This is a genomic window from Pontibacillus sp. HN14, from assembly GCF_021129245.1.
Classification (GTDB): Bacteria; Bacillota; Bacilli; order Bacillales; family BH030062; genus Pontibacillus.
Genome location: NZ_JAJOLR010000005.1, coordinates 277131 through 303353, shown reverse-complemented (window position 1 = coordinate 303353; position 26223 = coordinate 277131). Strand labels below are relative to the sequence as shown.

General features: G+C 43.3%; 28 protein-coding genes. 27 read left to right on the top strand and 1 reads right to left on the bottom strand.

Features of this window, described 5'->3' with window-relative positions:
* The first annotated feature begins 255 nt into the window (after positions 1-255).
* The 12 genes from hprK to bioB all read left to right on the top strand — a co-directional run bounded on the left by hprK (position 256) and on the right by bioB (position 12426).
* Positions 256-1218 (top strand): HPr(Ser) kinase/phosphatase, encoded by a 963-nt coding sequence (gene hprK / locus LQ226_RS16440; RefSeq protein WP_231419043.1) that lies wholly within the window; start codon positions 256-258, stop codon positions 1216-1218.
* Positions 1205-2041 carry a prolipoprotein diacylglyceryl transferase gene (gene lgt / locus LQ226_RS16435; protein ID WP_231419042.1) on the top strand — a complete coding sequence of 279 codons (837 nt, stop codon included), beginning with the start codon at positions 1205-1207 and terminating at the stop codon, positions 2039-2041. Before hprK ends, lgt begins: the two co-directional genes overlap by 14 nt.
* A gap of 12 nt (positions 2042-2053) precedes the next feature.
* Positions 2054-3007, top strand: coding sequence for a nucleoside recognition domain-containing protein (locus LQ226_RS16430; RefSeq protein WP_231419041.1), 954 nt, complete (start codon positions 2054-2056; stop codon positions 3005-3007).
* On the top strand, positions 2982-3623 hold the full coding sequence (gene ppaX / locus LQ226_RS16425; protein WP_231419040.1) for a pyrophosphatase PpaX: 642 nt from the start codon (positions 2982-2984) through the stop codon (positions 3621-3623). The genes LQ226_RS16430 and ppaX overlap by 26 nt, the downstream gene beginning before the upstream one ends.
* A gap of 4 nt (positions 3624-3627) precedes the next feature.
* Complete coding sequence (locus LQ226_RS16420; protein ID WP_231419039.1) at positions 3628-4155, top strand: acyltransferase; 528 nt, start codon at positions 3628-3630, stop codon at positions 4153-4155.
* Between the two features lie 161 nt (positions 4156-4316).
* Positions 4317-4862, top strand: coding sequence for a glycerol-3-phosphate responsive antiterminator (locus LQ226_RS16415; RefSeq protein WP_231419038.1), 546 nt, complete (start codon positions 4317-4319; stop codon positions 4860-4862).
* A 193-nt stretch (positions 4863-5055) separates the two neighbouring features.
* Positions 5056-5886: an MIP/aquaporin family protein gene (locus tag LQ226_RS16410; protein ID WP_231419037.1), complete on the top strand. Its 831-nt coding sequence runs from the start codon at positions 5056-5058 to the stop codon at positions 5884-5886.
* A gap of 25 nt (positions 5887-5911) precedes the next feature.
* On the top strand, positions 5912-7402 hold the full coding sequence (gene glpK, locus LQ226_RS16405) for a glycerol kinase GlpK (RefSeq protein ID WP_231419036.1): 1491 nt from the start codon (positions 5912-5914) through the stop codon (positions 7400-7402).
* A 647-nt stretch (positions 7403-8049) separates the two neighbouring features.
* Entirely contained in the window at positions 8050-9714 is a 1665-nt protein-coding gene (locus LQ226_RS16400; protein ID WP_231419035.1) for a glycerol-3-phosphate dehydrogenase/oxidase, read from the top strand.
* A 63-nt stretch (positions 9715-9777) separates the two neighbouring features.
* On the top strand, positions 9778-10593 hold the full coding sequence (locus tag LQ226_RS16395) for a hypothetical protein (RefSeq protein ID WP_231419034.1): 816 nt from the start codon (positions 9778-9780) through the stop codon (positions 10591-10593).
* A gap of 218 nt (positions 10594-10811) precedes the next feature.
* Entirely contained in the window at positions 10812-11417 is a 606-nt protein-coding gene (locus LQ226_RS16390) for a biotin transporter BioY (RefSeq protein ID WP_231419033.1), read from the top strand.
* Positions 11418-11439: 22 nt separating this feature from the next.
* On the top strand, positions 11440-12426 hold the full coding sequence (bioB, locus tag LQ226_RS16385; protein WP_231419032.1) for a biotin synthase BioB: 987 nt from the start codon (positions 11440-11442) through the stop codon (positions 12424-12426).
* A 105-nt stretch (positions 12427-12531) separates the two neighbouring features.
* Here the strand turns inward: bioB and LQ226_RS16380 are convergent, their stop codons facing one another.
* Complete coding sequence (locus tag LQ226_RS16380) at positions 12532-12882, bottom strand: YqfO family protein (protein WP_231419031.1); 351 nt, start codon at positions 12880-12882, stop codon at positions 12532-12534.
* A gap of 307 nt (positions 12883-13189) precedes the next feature.
* Here LQ226_RS16380 and LQ226_RS16375 point away from each other — a divergent pair, with 307 nt between their 5' ends.
* From LQ226_RS16375 to LQ226_RS16305, 15 genes are all read left to right on the top strand, one after another.
* The gene (locus LQ226_RS16375; protein ID WP_231419030.1) at positions 13190-14362 is read left to right on the top strand and encodes an ATP phosphoribosyltransferase regulatory subunit; all 1173 of its coding nucleotides are present in this window, start codon (positions 13190-13192) and stop codon (positions 14360-14362) included.
* Entirely contained in the window at positions 14355-14975 is a 621-nt protein-coding gene (gene hisG / locus LQ226_RS16370) for an ATP phosphoribosyltransferase (RefSeq protein ID WP_231419029.1), read from the top strand. The genes LQ226_RS16375 and hisG overlap by 8 nt, the downstream gene beginning before the upstream one ends.
* A 13-nt stretch (positions 14976-14988) precedes the next feature.
* Positions 14989-16266 (top strand): histidinol dehydrogenase, encoded by a 1278-nt coding sequence (hisD, locus tag LQ226_RS16365; protein ID WP_231419028.1) that lies wholly within the window; start codon positions 14989-14991, stop codon positions 16264-16266.
* Positions 16263-16856, top strand: a complete 594-nt coding sequence (gene hisB, locus LQ226_RS16360; RefSeq protein WP_231419027.1) for an imidazoleglycerol-phosphate dehydratase HisB — start codon at positions 16263-16265, stop codon at positions 16854-16856. Before hisD ends, hisB begins: the two co-directional genes overlap by 4 nt.
* On the top strand, positions 16857-17498 hold the full coding sequence (hisH, locus tag LQ226_RS16355; RefSeq protein ID WP_231419026.1) for an imidazole glycerol phosphate synthase subunit HisH: 642 nt from the start codon (positions 16857-16859) through the stop codon (positions 17496-17498).
* Positions 17495-18229 (top strand): 1-(5-phosphoribosyl)-5-[(5-phosphoribosylamino)methylideneamino]imidazole-4-carboxamide isomerase, encoded by a 735-nt coding sequence (hisA, locus tag LQ226_RS16350; protein ID WP_231419025.1) that lies wholly within the window; start codon positions 17495-17497, stop codon positions 18227-18229. Before hisH ends, hisA begins: the two co-directional genes overlap by 4 nt.
* A complete protein-coding gene (hisF, locus tag LQ226_RS16345) occupies positions 18229-18987 on the top strand; it encodes an imidazole glycerol phosphate synthase subunit HisF (protein ID WP_231419024.1) in 759 nt (252 codons plus the stop codon). Before hisA ends, hisF begins: the two co-directional genes overlap by 1 nt.
* Complete coding sequence (gene hisIE / locus LQ226_RS16340; protein WP_231419023.1) at positions 18984-19613, top strand: bifunctional phosphoribosyl-AMP cyclohydrolase/phosphoribosyl-ATP diphosphatase HisIE; 630 nt, start codon at positions 18984-18986, stop codon at positions 19611-19613. Before hisF ends, hisIE begins: the two co-directional genes overlap by 4 nt.
* A gap of 96 nt (positions 19614-19709) precedes the next feature.
* Positions 19710-20726, top strand: a complete 1017-nt coding sequence (locus tag LQ226_RS16335; protein ID WP_231419022.1) for a tetratricopeptide repeat protein — start codon at positions 19710-19712, stop codon at positions 20724-20726.
* Between the two features lie 94 nt (positions 20727-20820).
* Complete coding sequence (gene trxB, locus LQ226_RS16330) at positions 20821-21768, top strand: thioredoxin-disulfide reductase (protein WP_231419058.1); 948 nt, start codon at positions 20821-20823, stop codon at positions 21766-21768.
* A gap of 514 nt (positions 21769-22282) precedes the next feature.
* Positions 22283-22747 carry an 8-oxo-dGTP diphosphatase gene (locus tag LQ226_RS16325; protein WP_231419057.1) on the top strand — a complete coding sequence of 155 codons (465 nt, stop codon included), beginning with the start codon at positions 22283-22285 and terminating at the stop codon, positions 22745-22747.
* A gap of 18 nt (positions 22748-22765) precedes the next feature.
* Positions 22766-23650 (top strand): RNase adapter RapZ, encoded by an 885-nt coding sequence (gene rapZ, locus LQ226_RS16320; protein ID WP_231419021.1) that lies wholly within the window; start codon positions 22766-22768, stop codon positions 23648-23650.
* 2 nt (positions 23651-23652) lie between these two features.
* A complete protein-coding gene (locus LQ226_RS16315; RefSeq protein WP_231419020.1) occupies positions 23653-24615 on the top strand; it encodes a gluconeogenesis factor YvcK family protein in 963 nt (320 codons plus the stop codon).
* Positions 24616-24652: 37 nt separating this feature from the next.
* On the top strand, positions 24653-25597 hold the full coding sequence (gene whiA, locus LQ226_RS16310; protein WP_231419019.1) for a DNA-binding protein WhiA: 945 nt from the start codon (positions 24653-24655) through the stop codon (positions 25595-25597).
* 155 nt (positions 25598-25752) lie between these two features.
* On the top strand, positions 25753-26007 hold the full coding sequence (locus tag LQ226_RS16305) for an HPr family phosphocarrier protein (RefSeq protein WP_231419018.1): 255 nt from the start codon (positions 25753-25755) through the stop codon (positions 26005-26007).
* The last annotated feature ends 216 nt before the right edge of the window (positions 26008-26223 follow it).

The following is a 26223-nucleotide window of genomic DNA, read 5'->3' as shown; positions in this document are numbered from 1 at the left end:
TTAATTTTGTTCATATAAAGTCACTCACTTTTTGTTTGTTTTCTGTGGTAAGAAACATTTTAAAGTGAGTGGCTTTTTTTGTCTAATTTAATTTACATAATTTGGTTAATCAACACCCGTATGTCTGGCACGCTTCTTCACTTTACAGAAGTGAAGGGTTTTTTTACGTGTGTTTGTTTTGTTTCCACAGAGTTTTGTAAAAAATGCTACAATAGGGAAGTGATTATTGAGGATAACCTATAGGGAGGCTTATATATGTCGAAAGTACGAACCCAGGACTTGTTGGATCAGTTCAACTTGGAAATCGTAGCAGGTGAGGATGGCGTTCACCGTGAGATTTCTACAAGTGATATTTCAAGACCTGGAATGGAAATGGCAGGCTATTTTAAATACTATCCGGCTGAACGTTTGCAACTACTTGGGAAGACTGAATTATCGTTTTTTAACGAATTAAATCAGGAAGAGCAGCAGGACCGTGCAGCAAAGTTATGTACGGATATTACTCCTGGTATTGTGATTACCCGTGGTATGGAAGTGCCGAAGATGCTTATTGAAGCTGCTGGTGAAGCGGGAGTACCAATCATGCGATCTGCCCATAAGACAACTCGTGTTATTAGTCGATTGACAAACTTCTTAGAAACCAAATTTGCACCTTTTACAGCTATTCATGGGGTGCTTGTTGATGTGTACGGTGTCGGTGTATTGATCACAGGACAAAGTGGTGTTGGGAAAAGTGAAACAGCGCTTGAATTGGTTAAACGGGGTCACCGTCTTGTAGCTGATGACAGTGTTGAGATTCGCCAGGAAGATTATGACACGTTAATTGGGAATTCCCCTTCTCTTATTGAACACTTATTAGAGATCCGTGGGCTAGGAATTATTAACGTAATGACTTTGTTTGGTGCTGGAGCTGTCCGTAGCTTTAAGAGGATTACATATGCTATTAATCTTGAGCTCTGGGAAAAGAATAAACAGTACGACCGACTTGGTCTCGAAGAAGAGACAATGAAGATTATGGACGTTGAAATACCAAAAGCAACGGTACCAGTCCGCCCAGGTCGAAACCTGGCTGTCATTATTGAAGTGGCGGCGATGAACTTCCGCCTGAAACGCATGGGTGTAAATGCTGCGGAGGAATTCTCTCATCGTTTAACCGATATGATTGGCGAGAACAAAGGTGGTTCATCGAAAGGAGGGTTCCCGGGTGCAGACGTGTAGTCCGGATCCAATTAGTCGTGTCTTTCTGGACCTTGGGCCTTTCACGATTTACTGGTATGGTGTCATTATTGCAACCGGAGCTTATCTAGGGCTTTGGCTTGCGATGCGTGAATCTGAGCGTCTTGGATTTAAGAAAGATACGTTTGTTGATTTAGTTGTATTTGCGATTCCAATCGCGATTATTTCTGCGCGTATTTACTATGTCATCTTCGAATGGGAACGCTACGCAAATGGGTCCCTGATCGATGTCATTGCTATATGGGAAGGCGGTATTGCCATTCATGGTGCTTTGATTGGGTCAGTCGCTACCGCACTCGTTTTTGCCCGTGTTCGTAAGTTACCGTTCTGGCAGCTTGCTGATATCGCCGCACCTAGTATTATTTTAGGTCAGGCTATTGGACGTTGGGGAAACTTTATGAACCAAGAAGCGCACGGGGGTCCTGTTTCCCAGTCTTTCTATGAGAATTACATGCAATTCTTACCGAACTTTATTAACCGTCAAATGTGTATTGAAGGCGTAGTGTATCACCCTACATTCTTATATGAATCCGTGTGGAATATTCTCGGGTTTGTATTCCTAATGGTACTACGTCGATTTAATCCACGTCGTGGCGAATTGTTCCTAAGTTATGTAATCTGGTATTCGTTCGGTCGCTACTTTATTGAGCAAATGCGTACAGACAGTCTTTATATTATTGGCTCTCTACGTACCGCACAAGTCATTTCGATTGTACTGATTCTGCTTGCGTCGGCGCTTATCATTTATCGTCGTAAGACAAATCAAGCTGATCGAGATTATGAAGGTGATAAAGTAAACAAGTAAGGAGGGTGTCCCTTGCCTGGTGTGTTACAAAGAGGTTTGAAACAAGGTTTGAATGTAACGTGGACACTTGGGAAAGTCATTTTCCCGGTGACCTTACTCGTAACCATTCTCCGGTTTACGCCGGTGTTGAAATGGATTATGGAATTAATTACACCGATTATGAAGTGGATCGGGCTTCCAGGTGAGGCGGCGATTCCGCTTGTTTTAGGAAACTTTTTAAATCTTTACGCTGGTATTGGAGCGATTGTATCGTTTGATTTTAGTGTAAAAGAAGTCTTTATTATGGCTGTTATGATGTCTTTTTCTCATAACTTGCTCATTGAGTCGACCGTGGCTTCGAAAGTTGGGGTGAAATGGTGGTTTGTCGCTGGAATTCGCTTATCACTTGCCCTTCTTTCAGCCATACTAATTAATGTCTTTTGGCAGGGTGGGTCTGAAATGGCCCAATATGGCTTAATCACTCAGCAACCTGATCCAGAAGGCTATGTGGCGATTGCGCTGCTAGGTGTCAAAACAGCTCTTATGGGTGTCGTTCAACTCGCTGCGATTGTGATTCCGCTCATGGTCGCGATGCAATGGTTGAAAGAAAAGAACTGGTTAAACCTGTTCTCACGTTGGCTCGCTCCTTTTACACGTGTGTTAGGAGTAGAGCGCAATGCATCTATGACACTTGTGGCAGGTCTTGTCATTGGTCTCGCCTATGGAGCGGGACTCATGATTCAAGCCGTCAAAGAAGATGGAGTCTCCAAAAAAGACATGTACTTGTCGCTTATTTTTCTCGTGTCGTGCCACGCTGTCGTGGAAGATACGTTGATCTTTATTCCACTCGGAATTCCCGTGTGGCCACTGTTGCTGATTCGGTTGGTAACAGCTATAGGGCTAACAGCTATTGTCGGTTTTATTTGGAACCGAACCACATCGAAAGGAAAGGAAGCCACCTATGACCATACGCACTCTTCTGTTTGATTTAGACGGAACATTAATTAACACGAATGATTTAATTATTGCATCATTTCTCCATACCGCTGAAACCTATGCTCCTGGCAAATATGGTCGAGAGGATGTTCTCAAATTTATTGGTCCTCCTCTTGAAGAAAGCTTACGCACGATCAACCCTGAAACAGATGTAGAAGAAATGATCAATACGTACCGCACGCACAACCACGAGCACCATGATCGTCTTGTGGAAGCTTATGATGGCGTTGTTGAAACGCTTGATAAACTTAAGCAAGCAGGGTTTAAATTAGGCATTGTAACAACGAAGATGAGGCAAACCGTAGACATGGGAATTAAACTGACGAAGATCGCTGATAAATTCGAGACGATTGTAACGTTAGATGATGTCACCCATGCGAAGCCCCATCCTGAACCGGTCGTTCGGGCAATGAATGAACTTGATGCCAATCCTGAAGAGACGATTATGGTAGGGGACAACACTCATGATATCGAAGCAGGAAAAAACGCTGGTACCAAAACAGCTGGTGTAGCTTGGACAGTAAAAGGACGTCAGGTGCTTGATGATTTGGAGCCAGATTATATGCTTGAGCATATGAGTGATATTTTAAAAATCGTGATGGAGTGATCCTATGAGAAACACCGAGCGTCATCGTGTCAAAGAGGCTAATTCGTTATGGCACATTTATAAAACGGTGCCATTTTGGAAAGTCGTAAAAAACTTTATCGTCATTCAACTGGCTCGCTATACGCCATTTCTACCCGTAAAGAACTGGCTGTATCGCACGTTTCTCCGAATGGACGTTGGAGACCAGGCGGCTTTTGCTCTGATGGTGATGCTCGATGTGATGTTTCCTGAAAAAATCTCGGTTGGACGAAATACAGTGATCGGTTATAACACAACGATTTTAGCGCATGAGTATCTCATTAAAGAGTACCGCTTGGGTGAGGTGAAGATCGGTAGCAATGTGATGATTGGAGCCAACTCAACGATCTTACCAGGGATTACAATTGGAGATGACGCCATCGTTTCAGCCGGAACCCTTGTGCATAAAGATGTTCCTGCTGGAAGTTTTGTCGGCGGTAACCCCATGCGTGTTATTTATGACCAGGATGAAATGAAGCGACGCCAACAGGAAGACGGATTTTTAAAGGACTAGCCACTACTAGTCCTTTTTTACATCTAAAACGAAAATGAACCACCCATCAACACATCACCGCGTTACAGAATAGCAGGGTGTCAGACACCATTTACTCTAGTAACGCTTTAGTGTGAGGAAGGGTGTCTGGCACGTGGTGGTACGTTAAAGGAGGAAAGGGTATGGAATTGCCGAAAGGGGTCTTGTCGGCTGTAAAGAGTGTGAAGCATTTTGAGCAGCTTATCGAGAGTGATGAGGAGGTTATTATCTTATTAGAAACCAGGTTATCGCTCTTACCTAAGTTGGTTAAGAAAGCGCGCAAGCACGGTAAGAAGGTTCTTGTGCATACGGATTTAATTCAGGGGCTTAAAAACGATGATTTCGGTCTTGAGTTCTTGTTTCATGAAGTGAAGCCCCATGGTGTGATCTCAACGCGATCAAATGTGATCACAGCTGCGAAGAAACATAATATATTGGCGATTCAACGGTTGTTTTTAATTGATAGTCAGGCCTTGGATCGAAATGTAGCCATTATGAAGAAAACTCAACCAGACTATGTTGAGGTGTTACCAGGACTTATCCCATCATTTATATCAGAAATTAAAGAAGAGCTACAAATTCCAATAATCGCTGGCGGTTTGATTCGAACGAAAGAAGACGTTCAACTTGCTTTAGATGCAGGCGCTCATGCTGTTTCAACTTCACGTAAAGAATTGTGGGAAATCTAAAAAAGTTGACAGCGTTTTCAATGGGTAGTATAGTGTTCAGTACAAGTTAACATTAGTGGCGGAGAGCAGGAGAACCACACGCACTTGCAGGACTTTTAAGATACGAGGGTCCTATTCAAGAAGCGTGTGGTTTTTTCTATCCCGAAAAGTGGTATAGCTATCTAAGCCAGCATCTTTAGAAAGAAGGTATATTATGACAGAATTTATAGGCGAATTGATTGGCACCATGATTTTAATCATCTTTGGTGGTGGCGTCGTAGGCGGCGTTGTCCTTAAAGGGTCCAAAGCCGAAGGTACCAGTTGGGTATTAATTTCTATCGGTTGGGGACTTGCGGTAACATTTGGAGTTTACGCTGTTGGACAAGTGAGTGGCGCTCATATTAATCCAGCTGTAACGCTTGGGTTTGCAATGGTGGGAGATTTCCCATGGAGTAAAGTGCCAAAATACTTAACAGCGCAATTTTTAGGAGCATTCCTTGGTGCGATCATAGTGTTCTTTCACTATTTACCGCACTGGAAAGCAACAGAGGATAAGGGAGCCAAGTTGGCAGTGTTCTCAACTGATCCGGCTATAAGAAGTCCTTTATCGAACCTTGTAAGCGAAATCATAGGAACGTTTATGTTAGTAATGGGATTATTATTTATTGGAGCTAATGATTTTACAGAAGGATTAAACCCTGCGATTGTAGGTCTTCTTATTACCGCAATCGGAATGTCGCTAGGTGGTACGACAGGATATGCGATTAACCCTGCTCGTGATATCGGACCTCGTATTGCGCACTATGTTTTACCGATTCCAGGTAAGGGAACATCAGATTGGAGATACGCGTGGGTACCATTCCTAGGACCAATTATAGGTGGAATCTACGGCGGTCTTTTCTATAAAGCCATTTTTGTGAACGATCTCATGGTAGCTTTTTGGGTATTTACCGTAATCATTTTGGTTATCTTTTTAACGGCTGCACGTATAGAATTGAAGAAAGCCAACAGCAAAGACGTTCAGTCATCAGGTGCAAACGCATAATTTAAGATAAAGGGAGATGAGAGAAATGGAAAAATATATTTTATCAATTGACCAGGGAACAACAAGTTCCAGAGCGATTTTATTTAATAAAGAAGGGGTAATTGTTGAAACGGCTCAAAAGGAATTTCAACAATTCTTCGAAAAACCAGGTTGGGTCGAACATGATGCGAATGAAATTTGGACGTCTGTACTAGGGTGTATTGCAGATGTACTTAGAAAGTCAGAAATTGAGTCTGACCAGATTGCTGGGATCGGCATTACAAACCAGCGTGAAACAACAGTTGTTTGGGATAAGCATTCAGGCCGTCCTATTTACAAAGCGGTTGTATGGCAATCTCGCCAAACAGCTCCGATCTGTAACGAACTTCGTGAACAGGGCTATAACGACACGTTCCGTGACAAAACAGGTCTCTTACTTGACCCATACTTCGCAGGAACAAAAGTGAAATGGATCCTTGATAACGTAGAGGGAGCTCGTGAAAAAGCTGACAATGGCGACCTAATGTTCGGTACGATCGATACATGGTTAATTTATAAGCTATCAGGTGGAAAAGCTCACGTTACCGATTATTCGAATGCGTCCCGTACACTGATGTATAACATCTATGACTTAAAATGGGATGATGAACTGCTTGAAATTCTAGGCGTGCCAAAGTCTATGCTTCCTGAAGTTCGTCCATCTTCTGAAGTGTATGCGGATACGGTCGACTATCACTTCTTTGGAAATGAGGTTCCAATTGCGGGTGTAGCAGGGGATCAACAGTCAGCTCTGTTTGGTCAAGCTTGCTTTGAAAAAGGAATGGCCAAGAATACGTATGGTACAGGTGGATTCATGCTGATGAACACAGGTGAAGAACCTGTTAAATCTGATCATGGACTTCTAACAACTATTGCATGGGGACTTGATGGAAAAGTTGAATATGCGCTTGAAGGAAGCATCTTCGTTTCAGGTTCAGCTATCCAGTGGCTTCGTGATGGTCTTCAAATGATCCAAGATGCTCCTCAGAGTGAGAAGCTAGCAGGAGATGTAGACTCAACGGATGGCGTATACGTTGTGCCTGCCTTTGTTGGTCTGGGTACTCCTTACTGGGATAGTGATGTACGAGGAGCTGTATTCGGGCTGACTCGTGGAACGAAAAAAGAGCATTTCGTCCGCGCTACTTTAGAATCTCTTGCTTATCAGACAAAAGATGTCCTTAACGCAATGATTAGCGACTCTGGTCTAGACTTGAAGACGATGCGTGTGGATGGTGGGGCTGTGAAGAACAACTTCCTTATGCAGTTCCAAAGTGATATGATCAATACCCAAGTTGAACGTCCAACGGTAAATGAAACAACAGCTCTAGGTGCAGCTTATCTGGCTGGTCTTGCTGTTGGTTACTGGGATAGCAAAGATAAAATTGAAGAGCGTTGGCAGAAAGATCAAACTTTCGAACCGCAGATCTCTGAAGAGAAGCGTGAAGAGCTTTACGATGGCTGGCAAAGAGCTGTTAAAGCAGCCCAAGCATTTAAATAATTCTTATTTTTAAGCAGAATGGTATGCAAATCGTATAATTCTGTTATAATTAAATTACAAGTTAACACGATTCGGTTGGAGAAACGGAGAGACCACAAGTCCTTTACAGGGAAACTGTAAAGGGGTTTGTGGTCTCTTTTTTTATGCCTATGTACTCTTTGAGCCTGATGATGTGAGCGTGGTTGTAAGGCCCATCCCCTCGAGGTCTTAAGTCAAATTGCTGCATGAAGAAAATCGCTTCATTCCGCAGTTTGACTTAAGCTGGTCGGGGATAGACGGGCCCTTCCGCTTTTGATAGCGTCTAGCTGCAGGGCCCATCCCCTCGAGGTCTTAAGTCCAACTGCTGCATGAAGAAAATCGCTTCATTCCGCAGTTTGACTTAAGCTGGTCGGGGATAGACGGGCCCTTCCGCTTTTGATAGCGTCTAGCTGCAGGGCCCATCCCCTCGAGGTCTTAAGTCCAACTGCTGCATGAAGAAAATCGCTTCATTTCGCAGTTTGACTTAAGCTGGTCGGGGATAAACGGGCCCTTCCGCTTTTGTAAGGGGCACATCCCTTCAAAATCTCTAGCGTACATTAAGGGATTCTTGGGTATACCATTATTGTAGGCAACTGAATCGGAGTATTGGTAAAAGGAGCGAATATTAAATGAAGACATTTTCTAGTTTACAACGAAATGAGATCTATAATGAGATGGAGAAAGAAACCCTTGATGTATTAGTCATTGGTGGCGGGATTACAGGTGCTGGTATTGCGCTTGATTCGGCTACGCGAGGGTTAACAACAGGTGTTCTAGAGATGCAAGATTTTGCTGCTGGTACATCAAGTCGTTCAACGAAACTCGTACACGGTGGTCTACGTTATTTAAAACAGTTCCAAGTAGCGATGGTAGCAGAGGTAGGTAAAGAGCGCGATATCGTTTATCAAAACGGTCCTCACGTAACGACACCAGAGTGGATGCTACTTCCATTCCACAAAGGTGGTAATTTCGGGCCATTCTCTACAAACGTTGGCCTTCGTGTGTATGACTATCTAGCAGGTGTTAAGAAGAGTGAGCGACGCAAAATGCTTTCTGCGAAAGAAACATTGAAGCGTGAACCGCTAGTTAAACGCAATGGACTTAAAGGCGGGGGGTACTATGTTGAGTACCGTACAGATGATGCTCGTCTAACGCTTGAAGTCATGAAAAAAGCTGTTCAAAAAGGAGCTCAGGCTCTTAATTATACAAAAGTTGTGGATTTCTTATATGAAGAAGGAAAAGTAAAAGGTGTTGAGGTGGAAGACCAATTATCTGGTGAGCGTCGTCATCTTTATGCGAAGAAGATTGTTAACGCAGGTGGACCATGGGTAGATACATTGCGTGAAAAAGATGGTTCAAAGAAAGGGAAGACCTTACAGCTGACAAAAGGGGTACACCTTGTATTTGATCAGCAAACATTCCCTCTACAACAGGCAATCTATTTCGATACTCCAGATGATCGCATGGTCTTTGCGATTCCACGTGACGGTAAAACGTATGTAGGGACTACGGATACCGTATATGAAGGTGAGATTGCGCATCCGAAAATGACGGTCGACGATCGCGATTATATCCTAAGTGCGATTGACTATATGTTCCCAAGCCTTTCTATTACGGCAAATGACGTAGAATCCAGCTGGGCTGGTTTACGTCCATTGATTCACGAGGAAGGGAAAGATCCATCAGAAATTTCTCGTAAAGACGAAATCTTTGAATCTGAATCTGGCCTGATTTCAATTGCTGGTGGTAAATTAACGGGTTACCGCAAAATGGCTGAAAACGTCATTAACTTAGTAACAGAGCAGTTAAAAGATGAAACAGGCAAGGACTATCCGAAGAGCCAAACGAAAGAACTTCCAATCTCCGGTGGTGAAGTAGGCGGAGCGAAAGGATTCCAGAAATTCAAAGAGCGTAAGACAGGCGAGGGAATCGCTTATGGTCTGACTGAGGAACAAGCAAGAGGTCTTGTACAGCTTTATGGTGCGAACGTAGGGAAAGTATTTGAATACTTCCAGAACAACCAGGACGAAGCTGAACGTGAAGGCGTAGACCCTCTTGTATTCGCGATGCTGAAATATGGCATTGAGTATGAGCTAACTGCTAAACCAGTTGACTTCTTTATTCGCCGTACAGGTGCTTTATTCTTTGATATCCACTGGGTTCATAAGCATAAAGAATCTGTAATAGCTTATATGGCTAGAACGTTCAATTGGACTGACGAGCAGATCGACATCTATATTTATGAACTTATTGAGCTACTAGAAGAAGCGGTTACGCCGATTCCGGCTCAATAATGTGAAACGTTTTCCTTCTTTTATTCGTATAGATAAGAAGAATAGTTGAAGAAGGTGAAAGGTATGCAAAATATGCAAGAATTGCTGCGTAATGACGCAAAGCGGCAAGTCCGATTAGGAAGTATATTTCTGGGGGTTACACTTCTCTTGTTCTTATCCCCCTTTCTCTTTTCGTTTAATGTTTGGAATTTGGCTGTTTTAGCGTTACCGTTTTTCTTTATTGGGATCGCTATGATGGGGAGTGCTGCTCGTGACTTTCGCTTCTCAAAGCTAGCTGAGAAGCAGGTGGACGCGGTAGGACATTCCTCTGCCACTGGCTGGCCTATGAAGATGTTTCTAAGTACGGAGGTAACGTATGAACACACCGGACGTCTGTATGATATGCACGGAGACCTTTACTCTTATGTGAAGGAAGAAGGGCCATGGTATTGGAAGTTTGCTTCCGGAATTGCTGCCATCCTCAATGCTCACCCCTTTGCGCCTAGATGGTTTGCTTATTTTAATTTAGAGAACCAGTTAACCTTTAAGATTGAGAAAAAAGGTGGGCTAAAGGGACGGTATTTTGTGAAAACTCCAGATGATTCGCTTGCTTTCTATATGGAAGAAGTGTGGAGAAAAGGCGGAGGATTAGAATTTTATATGTACGAACAAGACCACTTGTTATGGCAAGCTACACCCGATAAGTTTATGGACACGATTACCGTATTAAATCCAGAACAATTGAGCGTAGTTGAAATGAAAAAAGATGCCATCCCCCTTGAAGCCGCAGATCGTTTCGGCTCTAAATCAGGATTTCTCTTACAACGCTATGACCAAGAGGCCATGCCAGAGTCGTTGCAGCTTTTCTTGTATATGATCAATCACCGCCGAAGTATGTAAGCCTATAAGTGCTAGGAAGACCTAGCGCTTATAGGTTTTTTTATTTGTCTTAACATGTCGAGGTGTGCTTAATATGCTACTTCTTTTCTTGAAGCAATTCTCTGGGTGAGAGGTGAGAAAGAAAATTTTCTAATGAAATTTCTCCCAATCTATGATACTCTATCTTTAAATGTTAACCAATGAGTTGTTTTAGTTAACAATGAAAGGGAGGAAAGAGAATGGGAATGAGGAAGTGGACAGCTTTAGACATTACAATGGGGAGTTTGTTTGTTGCTATGATGGCTGTGGGGGCTAATATCACCAGTATTGCTCCGTTTATGGTCATTGGTGGGGTACCGATTACATTACAGACTTTCTTCGCTATACTAGCAGGGTTGGTTCTTGGGAGTCGCCTTGGAGCATTCTCGATGCTAGTTTACATGTTACTCGGGTTAGCAGGTACGCCTATATTTGCACAATTTAAAGGTGGAGCAGGTATGCTGCTTGGACCTACGTTCGGCTTTATCATTTCTTATATTGCAGTGGCATATATTGCTGGAAAAATTGTTGAGAAGAAGCGTACATTGCCTATGTACATTGCGGCCGGTCTCATTGGGATGGCCTTTAACTACATTTTCGGTACGAATTGGATGTATGCCGCTTATGTTCTGTGGTTTGATGCTCCGGAAGGTTTTACCTATACAATGGCCTGGGGTTGGATGATGTTCCCGTTACCAAAAGATATTGCGTTAAGTGTGGTGGCGGCATTCCTTGGATTGCGTCTTGAACGAAGTGTGTTGGCAAACAGTCAGTTCAGACGAGAAAGACGTAAATCCGTAGCGTAACTATAGGATAGGGGGAAGTAGGATGTGGGGGAAGTTAGCTGAAAAGGTGTTGCAAGGAGAAGAACTGACAGATCAGGAAGCAATTGCTGTCTTGGATTGCCCGGATGATGAGTTGCTCGATTTACTTCATAGTGCCTACCAGGTAAGGAAGCATTATTATGGGAATAAAGTGAAACTCAATATGATTATCAACACGAAATCTGGGTTTTGCCCTGAGAACTGTGGATACTGTGCTCAATCGATCGATTCAAAAGCTCCTATTCAGAAATATCGCATGATGGATAAAGAAACGATTATGAAAGGGGCTGAGCAAGCTCACCGCTTACATTCCGGAACGTATTGCATTGTAGCTAGTGGCCGCGGGCCGACAACAAGGGAATTGAATATCGTTACCTCAGCTGTTAAAGAAATTAAAGAAACGTATGACCTTAAAATCTGTGCATGCCTCGGGATCTTAAAGCCTGAGCAGGCAAAGCAGTTAAAGGAAGCAGGCGTCGATCGGTATAACCATAACGTAAATACGTCAGAGAACCATCATGAGGCGATTACAACGAGTCATACGTATGAGGATCGAGTCGGAACGGTCAATTATGCAAAAGAAGCCGGAATTTCTCCTTGTTCTGGAGTCATTGTCGGAATGAAAGAAACAAAAGAGGATGTTGTGGATATGGCGCGTGCGTTAAAAGCGTTAGACGCTGATTCCATACCTGTCAATTTCCTTCACGCTATTGATGGCACGGCTCTTGAAGGGACAGACGAGCTTTCTCCTACATACTGTTTGAAGGTGTTAAGCTTATTTCGCTTTATCAATCCGACGAAGGAAATTCGTGTCTCAGGCGGACGTGAAGTTAATTTGCGAAGTTTACAACCGCTAGGCCTTTATCCGGCTAATTCAATCTTTGTGGGGGATTATTTAACAACGGATGGGCAAGAGAGTACGGAAGATCACCAAATGATAAGAGATTTAGGGTTTGAGATCGATTATGTCAAAGAGGAAGAGCTTGTGTGATAGGTTCATCAATTGAATATAAGAAAAAAGACGAAATCGAATGGGTTTCGTCTTTTTTTGTTCCTTTGTCTTTGTTCATTACAATTCGTAACCGATAACTGTAGTTTATTGGTGTCTACGAGCTTCCTGTTCTTCTGTCACTTGTACAACGGGCTCATCCCAAGGATGGTTTGGGTAAATGCCTTCTTCTATGATGCGCTTTAACAGGTCTTCATCTCTTGGAATAGAAAACTCTAATCGGACCGATGTTACTTTTGTCCTCTCCCCGGCTTCTCCTTCTGTTGGGACGGCGTCTTCAGAAGGAACGAATTGTTCGACTCCATCATTTGAATGCCAGGCGACATTTTTATAATTTCCATATTTCAGCTCGTCGATCGCTAAGACGCCTTCAATTACATTCTCTAAGTGTTCAGGCACCACAAAGGTCCTGATTCGATAGATCGGTAATAATTTCATGTTATTTCCTCCAAATCTTTACTCACAAAAATTTTATCACACCTTTATTAAAGCGGCTAATGAACACCTCCTATCATTTGAAGCACTCTCAGATATATACATGATAAAAATTAATATTTATACCCTCAATGCTCCTCATCCTTGGTATGAATTCCGGCTTTGCTCTCTATAGTTTTGGGGAAGATAAGACGTAGAGGGGAAAGATAGATTCGTTGACGATCTTTCTTTATCATGTTATCGTATTAGCACGCTAAAGGATTTTGATTATTTTACTCAAATCAACGGAATTAGAGAGGGGCACATTGTTTTGACAAATCGTCTTACGTTCGAAAAACCACTAGGAATGCGAGATACGCTTCCTTTTTTCTATCAACAGAAACGAAAAGCTCGTGAAGCTGTTTCCTATAAAATTGAATCCTGGGGATACAAATTTCTTGATACCCCGATGATGGAATACTTAGAAACGGTCGGAGAGGCTAGTGCAATTGAAGAAACGCAATTATTTAAATTACTGGACCAACAAGGGCACACACTAGTTCTTCGCCCGGATCTGACAGCGCCGATTGCACGTGTAGCAGCGTCTCAGCTGAAGGAGCAAGGATATCCTCTTCGTTTAAGTTACGATGGTCCAGTCTTTCGCGCTCAACAGATTGAAGGGGGCAAACCGGCGCAATTTGAGCAAGTCGGTGTAGAGTATATTGGGGAGAACTCGGTATACGCTGATGCAGAAGTCATTGCTTTGCAAATTGAAACGCTTAAGGCAGCCGGTCTTGAAGAGTTTCAGTTAACGGTAGGCCATATTGGTTACGTGAAAGGGTTATTGAAAGAAGTGTTCGGCGACGAAGAGGAAACTCAAGAAGAATTCCTCCGTTATTTATATAGAAAGAATTATGTTGGTTTCCGTAAAGCATTAGGGCAAGTTGATCTTTCTGATGATAATAAAGCCAGAATGAAACAACTGCTTTCTTTAAGAGGTCAGAAAGATGTCTTAGCAACAGCCGAAGAGATCACGACCAATGGAGCTTGTCACCAAGCGACGAGAGAATTAAAACAGTTGCAGCAGCTCCTTGAGTCGTATGGGGTGAGTGACTATGTCTCCTTTGATTTAAACCTCATTAGCCATATGAGCTATTACACAGGTATCTTGTTTGAGGGGTATGCGCCTCATTTAGGATCGCTTCTATGTAACGGCGGTCGGTATGACCAGTTGCTTCCAACCTTCCAATCGAAAGCTTCAGCAACAGGATTTGCGATACGGGTGGATCGCTTAGTTGAAGCTATGGAACAACATGCGAGTGACAAGGGGCCTATTCTTGTAATGTATGAGCCGCATACCTTTGACCAGGGGTTACAAGTCGCGCAAGAACTGCGAACTGAAGGAGAACGAGTGATTTTGCAGAACAAAGCGTACTATGAAGAAGGACAAAACAGCTACAAACAAGTAATTGATATGACGGAAGGGGGCGCTTCTGTTGAATAATTGGTTAACGATCGCCATGCCAAAGGGAAGAATTTTTGAAGAGGCTGCTGAACTTCTGCAGAAAGTTGGCTATGATTTCACAGATGTTGAGGATTCAAGGAAATTGATCTTAGAATTTCCTGAATATAAAGTACGCCTAATGATGGCGAAACCGATGGATGTGGTCACCTATGTTGAATACGGAGCTGCAGACTGCGGAATTGCGGGTAAAGATGTCCTATTAGAACAGGACCGCGATGTGTACGAAGTGCTAGACTTAAACATAAGTGGATGTTACCTCGCTGTAGCCGGGTTGCCTGACAAGCCGCTTAGCAAGATTGCTCCGAAGATTGCGACGAAGTATCCTCGTGTTGCATCCGAGTATTTCCGTGAGCAAGGTGAACAAATTGAAATCATTCCTCTGAATGGTTCCATTGAATTGGCACCCCTTATTGGTTTGACAGACCGGATCGTGGATATCGTTTCATCAGGTCAGACCCTTCGTGAAAATGGACTTGTTGAGTATGAAAGAATAGCGGATATTACATCCCGCTTTATTGTGAATCCTGTTAGTTATCGGATCAAAAATGAACAACTCGACCCGCTGATTGAAGCGCTGAGTGAGTACGTGTAAGGAGGTCGGAACTATGAAGATCATTACGCCGGACAATTTGGATGCATTTAAGCGAACGGTGGACGGAGGAACAGAGGAACAACGGGCTACGGTTCGAACCATTCTATCCGACGTCAAAAAACAAAAAGACCAAGCTGTCTTGTCCTATACGAAACAGCTAGATGGAGCTGACTTGAGTAGTTTGGCTGTATCGGAGGAAGAGTTTCAGGAAGCGCGCAGTCAGTTAGATTCAGAAGATATAGCGATCCTTGAAGAAGCGTGCGCTAACATTCGTGCCTTTCACTTAAAACAAGTTCGGAATTCCTGGTTTGATACAGACGAGGACGGGACCATACTTGGGCAAAAGATTACGCCTCTTGATGCGGTGGGTGTCTATGTGCCAGGTGGAACAGCAGCTTACCCTTCATCTGTGTTCATGAACGTCATGCCTGCTATTGTAGCTGGTGTAGAACGAATCGTTATGGTCTCCCCTCCATCTGAAGAAGGCACATTGCCAGCAGGAGTGCTTGTCGCTGCTGAAATTGCAGGCGTTAAAGAAATTTACAAAGCAGGAGGAGCGCAAGCCGTTGCGGCTCTTGCTTATGGAACAGAATCCATTCAGCCTGTTGATAAAATTGTCGGGCCTGGCAACGTTTATGTCGCTCTTGCGAAGCGGGAAGTCTTTGGGGACGTTGATATTGATATGATTGCCGGTCCAAGTGAAATTGTTGTATTAGCCGATGATACAGCCAGGGCAGAAGACATCGCGGCTGATTTGTTATCACAAGCAGAGCACGATGCCCGTTCATCAAGCGTTCTCGTTACCTCTTCTAAAACGCTAGCTGATGAGGTTTCCTTGGAAGTTGAACGACAGTTAGCAACACTTCCTCGAAAAGCGATTGCCGAAGCGAGTGTTAAAGACTACGGAGGTATTGTTGTTTGCGATAACTTGGCACAAGCGATCGATGCAGTGAACCGTTTAGGTCCAGAGCACTTAGAAATTCAGACGGAAGATCCTTTTATGCTTTTAGGGAAAATTAAACATGCCGGGGCGATCTTTTTAGGTCGATTTAGTTCGGAACCGATCGGAGACTACTTTGCTGGACCGAACCACGTATTGCCGACAAGTGGTACCGCACGATTCTCAAGCCCTTTAAATGTGGATGACTTTGTGAAGAAATCTAGTGTGATTTACTACAGCAAAACTTCCTATGAGAAGAACGCTGATAAGATTGCTCGCTTTGCGAGACTAGAAGGACTAGAAGCACACGCCCGTGCAGTAGAGACGAGAAAGGGGTCAGATGAGTCATGACAGAAGAACGAGTTAGTCGAATTGAACGTGAAACAGGGGAAACCAACATCTCTCTTGATTTAGCAATTGACGGGACAGGAAAAGGCACGATCAACACGCAGGTTCCGTTTCTTACTCATATGCTTGAGTTATTTAAAAAACATGGATTCTTTGATCTAACAGTTGAAGGAAAAGGAGATGTGGAGGTGGATGACCATCACCTAACAGAGGATATTGGCATTTGCCTTGGGCGAGCTTTAAGAGAAGCACTGTTAGACAAAGCAGGAATCAAACGTTATGGATCGTTCTCTCTTCCGATGGATGAAACGCTTGTAACGGTAGCGGTGGATCTTAGTGATCGCCCACACCTTGAGTGGAAAGCGGAATTACCAGCTGCGAAAGTGGGCACGTTTGATACAGAAAATGTTCATGAGTTTTTCTGGAAGCTTGCTTTAGAAGCCAGAATGAATTTACATATCGTTGTTCATCATGGAACGAACACCCACCACATCATTGAAGCCATATTTAAAGCCACTGCTCGTGCGCTGGACGAAGCGACTCAGATTGATCCTCGTATCCAGGGCATTATGTCGACGAAAGGGAGTCTGTAAATGATCGGAATTATTGACTACGGGATGGGGAATTTATTTAGCGTTTCGAAGGCGTTAGAACGTTTAGACGTTCCGTATGTTCTAACAGACGACCCGGAGCAGTTAGCTCAATGTGAAGGGTTGATCCTTCCTGGTGTAGGCGCATTCCCTGATGCGATGAAGTCCCTTGAAGAAACAGGGATGAAAGAATTTATTCTATCTAAAGTAGGAAACGGGAAGCCGTTACTAGGCATCTGTTTAGGTATGCAGCTTCTGTTTGATGAAAGTGAAGAAGGCGGCTTTACAGAAGGTTTAGGGTTGCTGCCAGGCAGTATTGTTCGCTTCACCGGTAAAGATGCTGACGGGAATCGTTTCAAGGTTCCTCATATGGGTTGGAATCACCTGGACCAGCACCAACCGAAATCCCCCCTTCTCGACTCAATCGAAGATGGTTATGTATACTTTGTACATTCCTATTATGCTCAAGCTAAGCAACAGGAAGACATCATTGCAAGTGCCAGATACGAAACAGAGGTCCCTGCCGTTGTAGGACGAGCGAATGTGTTTGGGGCCCAGTTCCACCCGGAGAAGAGTGGCAAAACGGGAATGACGATCTTACGTAACTTCTGTAACCTTGTCCAAGAGAGAGGAGACGAATCATGAGTTCATTTACAATCTATCCAGCAATTGATATGAAAAACGGAAAATGTGTACGGTTAGAACAAGGAGATTTCGATAAAGAGACCATCTATGGTGACTCTCCATTTGAAGTAGCAAAAGGTTTTAAAGACCAGGGCGCTGAGTGGATCCATATGGTTGATTTAGATGGTGCCAAAGAAGGCAAGCGAATTAATGCTGACCATATTCTGAGCGTTGTAAACGAGCTATCTGTAAAGGTGCAGATGGGAGGAGGCATCCGGAATAAAGAGGATGCTGCCTATTACTTAGATCGAGGTGTGGATCGGGTTATTATCGGGAGTTTGGCGATTTCTAATCCTGAATTAACAAAAGAGCTAGTCGCTGAGTATGGAAGCAAAATTGCGATTGGCTTAGATGCTCGAGATGGGTATGTGGCAACTGATGGCTGGCTTACAAAATCGGATCGAACAGCCGTTGAAGTTGGCCAGTACTTTGCAGAAGCAGGAGTGGAAACGTTCATTTATACGGATATCTCTAAGGATGGTATGATGAGTGGTCCTAGTACAGATCAAATCGTTGATTTAGCGAAGCAAACGGGGAAAGAAGTCATCGCTTCAGGTGGTGTCAGGAACATTGCTGATCTTGTGGAACTAAAGAGATATGAGAATCAAAATGTTGGCGGTGCGATCGTAGGCAAAGCCATTTATACAAAAGAACTTCCCCTGCGACAAGCCTTAGATGAGGTGAATTCGTAGTGCTCACAAAAAGGATTATCCCATGTTTAGATGTAAAAGACGGGCGTGTGGTAAAAGGAATTCAATTTGTCCAGATCCGTGATGCAGGCGATCCGGTCGAACTGGCTACGGTCTATGATGAGCAGGGCGCTGATGAGCTTGTATTTCTAGATATTTCAGCTTCACATGAAGGACGTAAAACCATGATTGAAGTCGTTAGAGAAGTAGCAGGAACACTCGCGATCCCTTTCACTGTCGGCGGCGGAATTGGTTCGCTTGAGGATATGCGGGCTATCTTGAGAGCTGGGGCGGATAAAGTTTCCTTAAATTCTGCAGCGGTCCGTAAGCCTGAACTTATAACAGAAGGATCAAATTTCTTCGGAGCGCAATGTATTGTTGTGGCCATAGATGCTCGCTTCGATGAATCCATCGGCTCTTGGCGCGTCTATACGCACGGTGGTAGAAATGCCACGGAATGGGAAGTGTGCGATTGGGCTAAGCACGTCGTCGAACGTGGGGCCGGAGAAATACTATTAACAAGTATGGATCAAGACGGCGAGAAAACTGGATTTGACTTAGGGCTCCTTAAGGCCGTGCAGCAAGTGGTCGATGTCCCGGTTATCGCTTCAGGTGGTGCAGGCAACGCGGAGCATTTCGTTGATGTATTTAATGAAGTAGATGCGGATGCTGCTTTAGCTGCTTCGATCTTCCACTACAAAGAAACATCTGTTCAAAAGGTAAAAGAAGAACTTAGAGAAAATGGGGTGCATGTACGATGAATGTAGAGGCGATCCAATTTGATGAAAAAGGGCTAGTACCAGCGATTATACAAGATGCACGTAGTAAAGAAGTTCTGACTCTTGCTTATATGAATGAAGAGGCAGTTCGAAAATCGGTAGTGACTGGAGAAACACACTTATACAGCCGTTCTCGTCAGGAGTTATGGCATAAAGGAGCTACATCCGGGAATACTCAGTCTATCCAATCAATGAAATATGACTGTGATCAGGACGCCGTTTTGCTTCAGGTCATTCCGGAAGGGCCGGCTTGTCATAAAGGGGATTACTCCTGTTTCCACGAGACGGTATATGGAAACGAGTCGGTTGCGAAGAGCAATCGTTATCAAATTTTAGATGATCTACAGAGTACGTTGGCAGAGCGTTTAGCAACGTTGCCGGAGGGTTCTTATACTTCTCAGCTGTTTCAGGAGGGTGTAGACCGTATTCTGAAAAAAGTTGGCGAAGAAGCTGGAGAAGTGATCATCGCGGCCAAAAACAATGATCCTGAAGAGTTAACATGGGAAACGGCAGATCTGTTATTCCACACGCTGATGCTTCTGACTGAACGAGGTGTTCCATTCGATGATGTTCTTGGAGCCTTAGAAGGAAGAAATCGTAAAAAGTAAAGGGCATGGATAAAAACGGAATCCCTCCTATAATCCCCTTTACAAATATGGTATACTGCTAAAGGAATGTTACGGTTCGAAGATAGGAGGACCTACATGCATACTTCAAACAACAATACTGGAGAAGCTGTAGTTGATAATATAATCCCGTTTACACCTGAAGGGGAATTTTATTTCACTAAAGGTGTTCGTGCATTCAGAAAGCGAGAATTTGGAAAGGCTTCTAAGTGGTTGCGTCGAGCAGTCGAGCTTTCTCCGAAACAGCCTGTATATCAGTGTCAGCTTTCTGTTGTGCATACAGAGACAGGGGAATATCATACAGCTAATCAGATTTTAATGAACGTATTAGCAGATTTCGGACATGAATATGTCGATTGTTATTACCTTATTTCGAATAATTATGCTCATTTAGGATTGTTTCAGGATGCGAAGAAATATGCGAAAGAATATTTAAATAAAGCGCCTGAAGGCGATTTTAAAGAAGAAGCAGAGCAATTAATCTCTGTTTTGGATATAGAGGAAGAAGAGGACGAAGACGACGATTGGGCATTTGAAGAAGAAGATGAACTCATGATGCATCAAGAATCAGCTTTCTATTATATGGAGCGTCAGCAATGGAAAGAAGCTTTGCCGGTTTTAGAAGATATGATTCGCTTATTCCCTGATTTCGTTTCGGCTAAACATGATTATGCCGTATGTCTCTTTTTCGCGGGTGACGAGCAAGAAGCAATAGAGCTAGAGGAAGAGCGGCACGAGCGTGAACCGTTATCCCTTCACTCCATGTGTAACCTGGCTGTGTTCTATTACCAGCAGGGCAGAATAGAAGAAAGTCAGGCACACATACAAAAACTTCGAAATGTGTATCCTATTGGTGAACAACAAAAACTTCGTGTAGCGGCCACTTTAACCCAGGTAGGGGAATATGAAGCTGCTTATGATCGTTTTTGTCGGTTAGAAAAAGGAAAGCTGAAAGGCCACTTATCTTATTATAAATGGTTTAGTATTGCAGCCTACCACACCGGAGAACCTTCTAAGGCGTTAAGCCTATGGGAAGAAGGATGCACAAGGCACCCAAATCTAGCAGAACAAGGCGGACCGTGGCAAGAAGGGTAAAAAAATACCCTCATGAGCATATCGATAGACGAAGTTAAAGAGTTTTTATACCATGAGATTACAGCAAAAGAGAAATGAAAAGGGGTTGAGCGAAGTGAGCGAAGAAACGATCTACGATGTAATCATCGCAGGTGCTGGCCCGGCAGGTATGACAGCAGCTGTTTACACTTCTCGTGCAAACTTAAACACACTTATGATTGAACGCGGAATTCCAGGCGGACAAATGGCTAATACCGAAGAAGTAGAGAACTACCCAGGGTATGAGCACATTTTAGGTCCGGATCTTTCAAATAAAATGTTTGATCACGCTAAGAAATTTGGAGCGGAATATGCCTACGGTGATATTAAAGAAATCATCGATGGAAAAGAATATAAAACGGTGAGAGCCGGTAACAAAGAGTACAAAGCTCGTTCGATCATCATCGGAACAGGTGCTCAATACAAAGCTTTAGGTGTCCCTGGCGAATCAGAGCTTGGTGGACGTGGAGTTTCCTATTGTGCTGTATGTGATGGTGCGTTCTTTAAGAATAAAGAATTAGTCGTTGTGGGTGGCGGTGACTCTGCGGTTGAAGAAGGGGTTTATTTAACTCGCTTCGCAAGCAAAGTAACCATCGTTCACCGTCGTGATTCACTACGTGCTCAGCAAATCCTGCAGCAACGTGCCTTTGACAATGACAAGATTGACTTCATTTGGGACACAGAAGTGACTAAAATCAACGACCAAAATGGGAAAGTAGGAAGCGTTTCTCTTGTGAATAACAAGACAGGCGAAGAGTACGATAAACCAATTGATGGTGTATTCATTTATATCGGAATGATTCCTTTAAGCAAACCATTTGAATCGATCGGCATCACAAACGAAAATGGCTATATCGAAACAAATGAAAAAATGGAAACAAAAGTGCCAGGAATCTTCGCTGCCGGAGATATCCGTGAAAAGGAACTTCGCCAAATCGTAACCGCTACAGGGGACGGTAGTATTGCGGCTCAGTCAGCTCAGCACTATATCGAGAATCTGTTAGAGGAAATTGGCGAAGCATAAGCGTTTCATGTAAGGGTTTATGCAATTGTAAAGATGCTTGTTACTGTACGTAATGAAACGTAATAGCATTTTAATTCTGCTGTAACACGCATGAAACAATTATGGGGTACAATATAATTAACTAATTGACCCCCTTTTAATAAATATATTTGGCACAGGCATAATGCCTGTGCCCCTTTTTTTGTCTAATGAGATAAGCGGTCGGCGGTTTTGGTGTCTAGCTCTGGCGGGGAGGGCCTAGCGCGATAAGCAATCTACTTTCAGTTCGCTACGCGAACTTACAGTATCTTGCTTATCCGTACGGCCCTAACCTTCCCCGCCTGCGCTTTTCATGTCTAGCTCTGGCTCCTAGCCCCTAGCGTCATAAGCAATCTGCCTACAGTTCGCTACGCGAACTTCCGTCAGCTTACTTATGCGTACGGGGCTGAACAGTCGCCTGCGCTTTTCTAACCTAATAAATCATAGTATAATAAAAGAAGAATGCCTCTCGCATTTTTTAAATGAGGTGAATAATGTGCAGCGAGTTACGAATACAGTTTTACGGAAAAACGATGAAGTATTGATGCTCAAGAAACCGCGCAGGGGCTGGTATGTCGTACCTGGTGGGAAGATGGAGCAGGGAGAGCATATAAAAGAAACAGCAGCACGGGAATACAGAGAAGAAACAGGGTTAACACTTAAAGATCCACAGCTTCGTAGTGTATTTACCTTCATTATGAAAGACGGTGAAGAGGTAGCTCATGAATGGATGATGTTCACGTTTTACAGTGAAGATTATACAGGAACGTTGAAGGGAGAAAGTCCTGAAGGGGATCTTGAATGGGTACCTGTGCCAGAGGTTCTGAAAAAGCCTATGGCTGAAGGAGACAAGTACTATCTTCAACATATATTAAACAATGATTCAATACTATATGGCACCTTTATGTACACAACGGATTTTGAGTTATTAGATGTTACACTTGATCCAATGAATCCATAAAAAGGGAGCGATGGAAACATGGTAGATCAAACACAAGATACCCAACTCGTAATCATTACAGGAATGTCTGGTGCCGGAAAAACAGTCGCAGTTCAAAGCTTTGAAGATTTGGGCTTTTTCTGTGTGGATAATTTGCCGCCTGCGCTACTTCCAAAGTTCTTAGAATTAATGAAGGATCCTAAGAATAATATACAGAAAGTCGCCCTTGTTATGGATTTGCGGGGAAGAGAGTTCTTCGATACGCTGTTTGAAGCGCTGGACCGTTTGTCTAAAGAAGACGGATTGAACGAACACATTCTGTTCCTCGACGCAGAGAACCAATCGCTTGTATCCCGTTATAAGGAAACCCGTAGATCTCATCCATTGGCTCCGGAAGGGTTGCCAATGGAAGGCATACAGCAAGAACGCCTCATGTTGGATGAATTACGTGGGCGTGCCCAACAAATTATAGATACAACAAAACTGAAGCCGCGTGAGCTTCGGGAGCGCATTCTTGAATCTTATGCGGAGAAAACTCAACAAGTTTTCTCTGTGCAAGTCGTTTCCTTTGGATTTAAATACGGCTTGCCGATTGATGCTGATCTTGTATTTGATGTTCGTTTTCTGCCTAATCCGCACTATGTGGAACAAATGCGTCCGTTAACCGGTTTAGATGAAGAGGTATCCACATATGTCTTTAAATGGACGGAAACCAATCAGTTCTTGGAGAAGCTGCTCGACTTATTAGGGTATATGTTGCCGCAATACAAAAGGGAAGGGAAGAGTCAGCTTGTCATTGCCATTGGCTGCACAGGTGGACAGCACCGATCCGTAGCCATTGCTGAACATATTGCCAACCACTTTTCGAAAGACTATGTTGCGCACGTTACCCACCGAGACGTCGATAAAAGAAAGGGAAAATAACTATGCCAAAAACAGCTTTGCCTCGAGTGGTTGTACTTGGGGGAGGGACAGGGATGCCGGTCTTGCTAAGAGGTTTAAAGTCCTTCCCAATTGACCTGTCAGCCATTGTTACAGTTGCTGATGATGGGGGAAGCTCTGGACGTTTACGTGAAGAGTTATCGATGCCAGCTCCAGGTGATATTCGGAATGTCATAGCTGCATTATCTGATGCGGAACCGATGCTTTTGGACTTATTCCAGCATCGTTTTGCGAATGGTAATGGACTATCTGGCCATTCTATGGGAAATCTACTGCTGGCTGCTATGAATTCAATCACTGGTGATTTCTTTCACGGCATAAAGGAGATCTCTCGTGTTTTAAACGTAAAAGGAAATATTTATCCTATTGCAAACCAAAATATGTTCCTTCATGCTGAAATGATGGATGGGTCTGTCGTTTCAGGTGAGTCAAAGATTCCTGCATCAGGCAAGAAGATCAAACGAGTCTTTCTAAGCCCTGAGCCTGTTCAACCACTGCCTGAAGCGGTTAAAGCCGTGAAAGAAGCAGACTTGGTTGTTATTGCGCCTGGGAGTTTATATACAAGTACTTTACCCAATATGATTGTGTCTCAAATCGGAGATGCTTTACGCGAAACGCAAGGTGAAGTTGTCTACGTGTGTAATGTGATGACTCAGTACGGAGAAACAACGGATTACACAGCATCTGATCATGTGCAGGCGATTCAAGATCATATTGGAGAAGGATGCCTTCATTCCATTATTGTTCATAACCAGGTGATTGATGGTGAAGTGCGGGAGATGTACGCTGTTGAACATGCATCGCCTGTTATTAACGATCAAGATCAATTACGTAAAATGGGCATTAACGTCATTGAAGGCGATATTATTGATCCAAATCAAACGTCATTACGCCACGATACAACAAAAGTCGCCAAACTATTATTTTCTATGCTAAATCAGTCGTAGTTCATAATAGAATATTGGTGTAGAGGAGGTGAGAGGGTTGTCATTTGCTTCTGAAACCAAAAAAGAATTAACCGGCATCGAAGTGGAGCCGTGCTGCATGGAAGCTGAATTAGCAGCATTAATCCGAATGAATGGCTCCATCTCGTTTTCCAATCGGAACTACATTTTAGATGTCCAAACGGAAAATGCAGCCATTGCACGTCGGATTTATACACTCGTAAAGAAATTGTACGAGCTTCCTGTCGAGCTTTTAGTACGAAAGAAAATGCGTTTAAAGAAAAATAACGTCTATATTGTGCGTATGAAAGAGAATGTTCGAACTCTGTTAAAGGATTTAGAAATATTAGAAGAGCCCTTTACACTGATTCGTACAATCTCAAAGAAATATCAGCAGAAATCCTGCTGTATGCGCGCTTATTTACGTGGAGCGTTCCTCGCGGGCGGCTCTGTTAATAATCCGGAAACGTCTTCCTATCACATGGAGATCTTCACGTTTTATGAAGATCATAACGAATCTCTCTGTGAACTGATGAATCAGTTCGATCTTCATGCACGAGCGATCGAACGACGCAAGGGTTACATTTGCTATTTAAAAGAGGCTGAGAAGATAACAGAATTCCTCAATATCATTGGAGGTCACCAGGCGCTCCTTAAGTTTGAAGACGTCCGTATTATGCGTGATATGAGAAATTCCGTGAATCGTCTGGTGAACTGCGAAACCGCGAATCTAAATAAAACGATTGGTGCAGCATTCCGCCAAGTCGAAAATATAAAATTGATTCAAGGTACAGTAGGACTAGAAGCTTTACCAGATAAATTACAAGAACTTGCCGTCCTCCGCGTTCAACACCAGGATGTGACGCTTAAAGAATTGGGAGAACTGATGTCTCCTACTATAAGTAAGTCTGGTATTAATCATAGGCTTCGCAAAATAGATGAATTTGCTGACAAACTTCGAAAAGGAGAACTTGCCGCTAAATAACGGATTTTCATTCCTTTTTTACGGGGTTCGTGGTATAATAATCTTAAAATTTCGACGCTTCTTATCGGAAGCGTTTTTTCTTACAAAGATGTGATAGCGCTTTCGAAATAAGGACTATTTTTACCTAAATAGATGACAGAGAGAGGAGAATTGGAGTGATCGAGCGGTCTGTAACAGTAGAATTAAGTACCGGATTACAAGCTAGGCCAGCTGCATTATTCGTCCAGGAAGCCAATCGCTTTTCATCCGATATCTTTTTAGAAAAAGAGGGGAAACGAGTAAATGCGAAGAGTATTATGGGACTCATGAGTGTTGCCGTTGGACCAGGAGAAACGATTAAACTTCAAGCAGAAGGAACAGATCAGGATAACGCTATTGAGAAGCTCGTGGAGTTTGTGACCAGCCAATAGGTGTTCGTGATGAATTGAATGTGAAGAAATGAACAACAAAGCTCGAGGATCGATATGGAATCGATTCTCGAGCTTTTTATGTGCTTTTAGACGTAAGGATGATAGCGGATGCTTTTTATCGTTTCATATGCTTGGCAATTCACTAATTCCAAAGCAAGTTCCGACCAGAGGCGGAGCAAAATCTCCCCTTAGGTAGGAGGAGGGAATTGGAAATGG